Genomic DNA, 4,047 nt, shown 5'->3' on the forward strand with positions numbered 1-4,047 from the left:
GCCGTCCTCCTCGGGCGATCCCCCGCGCCGCCCGAGGAGGACGGCAGCCCGGAATGGGCCCGCACGGGGGCCCGACCGGATGCGCTGAGTATAGTTGGCTGCCAACCAGTCAACGCAGGAGTACAGCATGTCCCCGCGCAGCGCCTCGGTCAATGAAGAGTTGCGGAGACGTTCGAAGGAGCGGCTTCTCCAGGCCGCCGTGGAGCTGGTGGGCGAGCGCGGATACGAGGCGACGACGCTCGGCGACATCGCCGACCGCGCGGGTTCCGCACGGGGCCTGGTCTCGTACTACTTCCCGGGGAAGCGCCAGCTGGTGCAGTCCGCCGTGCACCGCCTGATGCACCGGACGCTCGACGAGGCGCTGGAGCGCGAACCGCGGACCGACGACGGGCGGGAGCGGATGGCACGGGCCATCGACGCGATCCTGGGCCTGGCCCGGGACCGTCCCGTGCTGATGCGCCAGCACATGGCCGGGCTGCTGCAGGCCGAGGGTTTCCTGCCCTGCCCCGAGCAGCGCCGTCTGGCGGAACTGCTGGGCGACACCGTCGCCCGGTACGGCTCGACGCGGGTCGACAGCGACTACCCGATGCTGCGCGCCCTGCTGATGGGCGCCGTGTACTCGGCCCTGGTGCCGGGTGTGCCGATGCCCGTCGCGGTGCTGCGCGAGGAGTTGTTCAAGCGGTACCGGCTGGACTGGGGACTCGGTGTCCCGCCGGACACCGAGGTGCCCGGCGGGACGGGTGCGGGCGGTCTGTCCGGCCGTTGCGGCGGGACGGAGCGGCCGGACGGGCCGGACCGCCCGGGCGGAACGGCCCGCCCGGAGGAGACGGGTGACACGGACGCGCCGGACCGGACGGATGTGTCGCGGTTCTTCGCGACCGGGGCGGCACCGGAGTCCCCGGTGCCCGCCCGGCGGTCCGGGCCGGACGCTCAGTCGAAGTAGTCCGGCTGCGTCTGCACGTTGAGCTCACGCAGGTGGTTCTTGCGGGCCGGGTCCGTGCGCCGGTCGTCGATCTTCAGGACGTCGAAACCCTTGGCGATGTCGTTCGAGTAGATGTAGCCGTTGTAGTAGTACGCCGACCACGAACCGCCGATGACGAGCTGGTCGGTGGTCAGCGGACCCCGCTCGAAGTAGGCGATCTCCTTCGGCTCCGAGGAGTTGGTGAAGTCCCAGACGGAGACGCCGCCCTGGTACCAGGCCTGGACCATCAGGTCCTTGCCCTTGACCGGGATCAGCGAGCCGTTGTGGGCGACGCAGTTCTCGGTGTCGGCCTGGTGGCGGGGGATCTTGTAGTAGCTGCGGAAGACGAGCTTGCTCCTGTCCCCCTTGCCGACGACGTCGTAGATGCCGTTCGCCCCGCGGTTCGGTCCGACCTCCGCGTTGCAGGTGGCGGCGCCGCCGCCGCCCAGCTCGTCGGTGAAGACGATCTTGTCGGCCCTCTGGTTGAAGGTCGCGGAGTGCCAGAAGGCGAAGTTGACGTTGTCCTGCACCCGGTCGATCACCTTGGGTCGCTCGGGGTCCTTGATGGAGAACAGGATGCCGTCGCCCATGCAGGCACCGGCGGCCAGGTCCTTGGAGGGCAGCACGGTGATGTCGTGGCAGCCCGTGGTCTTGGAGACGCCTGGGTTGGTGGGTCCGCCCGGGTTGCCGCCGCCGTCGGGGCCCTCGCCGGGGAACAGCACCGGGAATCCGACCACGGCCGCCTTGTGCGGGGCCTTGCGCGGCACCTTGATGACGGAGATGCCGTCGTGCGGCGGCTGACAGTCGGGGTAGGCGGCGTTCGGCGAGTACGAGGAGACGTAGAGGTAGACGTTCTTGCCCTCGGGGACCATCGTGTGGGTGTGCGAGCCGCAGGCGGTCTCGACGGCGGCGACGTAGCGCGGGTTGCGCTTGTCGCTGATGTCGAAGACCTTCATGCCCTCCCACGAGGACTTCTCGGTCACCGGCTGCGTGGTGCTGTTGCAGCTGTCGTCGCTGCGCGAGGAGTCGGTGGAGAGGAACAGCAGGTCGCCGGAGACGGAGATGTCGTTCTGGGAGCCGGGGCACAGCACCTGGGACACCGTCTTCGGCGACTTCGGGTTGCTGATGTCGTAGACGGTGAAACCGTCGTAGTTCCCGGCGAAGGCGTACCGGCCCTGGAAGGCCAGGTCCGAGTTGGTGCCGGTCAGCGCGTCCTTGGGGACGTGCGCGACATGGCGGATGTTGGCGGAGTGGACGATCTCGTCCTGGGCGGGTATCTCGCCCTGCTCGATGGCCTCGCGCGCCTCGGCCTGCGCGCTCCTCGACATCTCCTTCGGAGCGGGGGGCGCGTCCCCGGGGTCGGGGGTCGCCGCGGCCGGTGCGGCGGTCAGGAGCGCGGCCAGCAGCCCGCCGGCCGCTGCGGCAACTCCCAGGCGTCTGCGCCGGGTTCGGGGAACATTCAACAGGATCACTGTTTTCCTCCCTTGTCCCGTTCGGCTCGGAACGGGCTCTGCTCCGGCAGTATGGTCCTGAGCATGGGCATATCAACAGTGGGCAACACACTCGCAACGAAGTTTTCCGATCACTGCCGCGCGGAAGCGTGCTAGGACAGTCGTCAGCACTCACGAGGTGTCGTGCCACCCTCCCCCGGAGGGGGTACCCCCTGCCCCAGGAGGTCCCGTGTTCCACCGCCGTGCGTCACGCGCGTCCGTCGTCGCGACCGGGCTGATCGCCCTGGCCGCACTCGGGCTCACGGGCTGCGACTCCGGTACCGACGACGCCGGGCCGGCCTCGGGAGGCGGCCCCTCGGTGATCGCGCCGGGCGAGCCCGGAGGGCCGAACCGGACCCTGTCGGCCGAGGAGGCGGCGGAGCGGCGCGTCGAGGACGACTCCCCCAACTCCGCGGACGTCTCCTACACCCGCATGATGATCGAACATCACTCGCAGGCCGTGGAGATGACCGGACTCGTCGCGGACCGCGCCGAGTCGGCGAAGATCGTCAAGCTGGCCGAGCGGATCGCCGCGTCCCAGAAGCCGGAGATCAAGATGATGGAGGGCTGGCTGGCGAAGCACGGCAGGTCCGGGAAGGCCGGCGGACGCGACCACGGACACGACCACGCGACGATGCCCGGGATGGCGACCCCGGCCCAGCTCGCGAACCTGCGCGCGGCCGAGGGGAAGGCCTTCGACCAGCTCTTCCTCACGCTGATGATCACCCATCACGAAGGGGCGATCACCATGGCCACGGAGGTGAAGGCCCAGGGCAACAACATCCAGGTCGAGGAGATGGCCGACGACGTGGTCGCCCAGCAGACGAGCGAGATCACCCGGATGCGCTCACTGCTCTGACGTCCGCCGGGCGTGACGCGGAGTCAGCAGGCCCGCGTCGCGTGCCCGTCCGATGACCCTGAGCGCCCCGCGCCGGCTGTATCCGGTCGCGCACATCACGGCGAGCACCGGGTCCACACCCTCCTCCTGGGCCGCCCGGTACTCCCGCGCCACGAGGCGCCTGCCCACCGGCTCCCGCGGCCGGACCGCACGGCTTCGGCGCTCCCCCGCGCCGGGCCGCCGGACCCGGACGGCGGAGCCGCCCCCGGCGTCCGGCCCGCCGGCGGCCGGCTCGGCACCGGGGACCGGTTCGACATCGACGGCCGGGGCGCACGCGGCGTCCCGGTCCCCGGCGTCAGGCCCGTCGTCCGCCGTCCCGTCGCCGGGGCCCGTCCCGTCCTCGGCGCCGCACGCCCGTGCGAGCGGCCCCTCGATCCAGTCCGCGAACAGCGCCAGGTCCTCGAGCGACAGCGCGGGCCGGGCCCGTACGTCCTCGACGCAGACGCAGAGCCCGGACACCAGGGCGAGCGCCTCGACGCCCGCCCCGTCCGCGAAGACGAGCCGCACGTGGAACCAGCGCGTCGCGTGCCCGCCCTCCCGCACCTCCCAGGCGGGCCACACGGACACCGCCCCGTCTGCCGGAGAACGATCGGAAAGATGGAGAAAAGATTCCTCGAGCACGCGCGTCACGTAACCACGCGATCACTTTCCGTACGAACGAACACGCGCCCCGGCCGGCGGACGGCACCCTGTCAGCG

At 71.0% G+C, this 4,047-nt stretch carries 4 protein-coding genes; 2 read left to right on the forward strand and 2 right to left on the reverse strand.

Annotated elements, in window-relative coordinates; genetic code table 11:
- Positions 1–127 precede the first annotated feature (127 nt).
- Positions 128–943, forward strand: a complete 816-nt coding sequence (locus AOK18_RS25995) for a TetR/AcrR family transcriptional regulator (RefSeq protein WP_055695922.1) — start codon at positions 128–130, stop codon at positions 941–943.
- Here AOK18_RS25995 and AOK18_RS26000 read toward each other — a convergent pair.
- Positions 931–2,433 carry an LVIVD repeat-containing protein gene (locus AOK18_RS26000; RefSeq protein WP_055695923.1) on the reverse strand — a complete coding sequence of 501 codons (1,503 nt, stop codon included), beginning with the start codon at positions 2,431–2,433 and terminating at the stop codon, positions 931–933. The genes AOK18_RS25995 and AOK18_RS26000 overlap by 13 nt on opposite strands.
- A 208-nt stretch (positions 2,434–2,641) precedes the next feature.
- Here AOK18_RS26000 and AOK18_RS26005 point away from each other — a divergent pair, with 208 nt between their 5' ends.
- On the forward strand, positions 2,642–3,310 hold the full coding sequence (locus AOK18_RS26005; protein WP_055571460.1) for a DUF305 domain-containing protein: 669 nt from the start codon (positions 2,642–2,644) through the stop codon (positions 3,308–3,310).
- Here AOK18_RS26005 and AOK18_RS26010 read toward each other — a convergent pair.
- The gene (locus AOK18_RS26010) at positions 3,299–3,916 is read right to left on the reverse strand and encodes a DUF6214 family protein (protein ID WP_055695924.1); all 618 of its coding nucleotides are present in this window, start codon (positions 3,914–3,916) and stop codon (positions 3,299–3,301) included. The two genes, AOK18_RS26005 and AOK18_RS26010, sit on opposite strands and share 12 nt — an antisense overlap.
- Positions 3,917–4,047: the final 131 nt, after the last annotated feature.

It is taken from the genome of Streptomyces prasinopilosus (genome assembly GCF_001419695.1).
Taxonomy (GTDB): Bacteria; Actinomycetota; Actinomycetes; order Streptomycetales; family Streptomycetaceae; genus Streptomyces; species Streptomyces prasinopilosus.

Coding starts and splice junctions, on each gene's coding strand:
- AOK18_RS25995 (WP_055695922.1), top strand. CDS start 128: ATGTCCCCGCGCAGCGCCTCGGTCAATGAAGAGTTGCGGAGACGTTCG.